The organism is Pseudomonas sp. Q1 (assembly GCF_009935975.1).
Lineage (GTDB): Bacteria > Pseudomonadota > Gammaproteobacteria > Pseudomonadales > Pseudomonadaceae > Aquipseudomonas > Aquipseudomonas palleroniana.
On sequence record NZ_QODI01000076.1, the window covers coordinates 1 to 581 of the forward strand.

The 581-nt window shown below is 48.2% G+C and carries 1 protein-coding gene; it reads right to left on the reverse strand.

The window, feature by feature from the left end; all coding sequences use genetic code 11:
- A partial coding sequence (locus DK870_RS29205) for an NAD(P)H-dependent oxidoreductase (protein ID WP_161550437.1) occupies positions 1 to 581 on the reverse strand: 581 nt, incomplete at both ends.

A 581-nucleotide genomic window follows, 5' to 3' on the forward strand; every position in this document is an offset into this window, starting at 1 on the left:
CCCAGAAGATCTGAGGGGCAAGGACCTGGAAGCCACAATAGTTGAGGACCCCATTTTGAATTGGCCACAGAGTAACATTCATGTCTCCATTGATTCCATTGGAGCTGAACATGGTCTCATTGGAACCAGTAGTGAAGGATAACATGGCTTTCTTGTCCCTGAAGACACCCTCACTGTAGCGCTTTTCCAAGGTGTATGCAAAGCCAAGCGTTAGAACCCGGTCCATCCAGCCTTTCATGATGGCAGGAACAGAGAACCAGTACATGGGAAATTGAAAAATAACCAGATCTGCTTCTTTCAGTTTCTTGTGCTCATCTGTGATATCAGAAGATAGTCGCCCCTCCTGCCAGGCCAACATGGTCTCATTTCCATAACGAAAATGCTCTGGGTTCTTTGGTGGACCAGTAATATCCTCCTTTGTAGCCGTGGCCTTAAACTTCATTTCATACAGGTCAGACACAAGCACGTTACAGCCCTGTTTCTTCAGCGCGTCCACAGCAGCGTCTTTAACAGCCGCATTGAAGGAGCCTGCGCTCTGGTGCGCGTACACGATCAACACTGTCTTTGCAGCCATGTTTCTC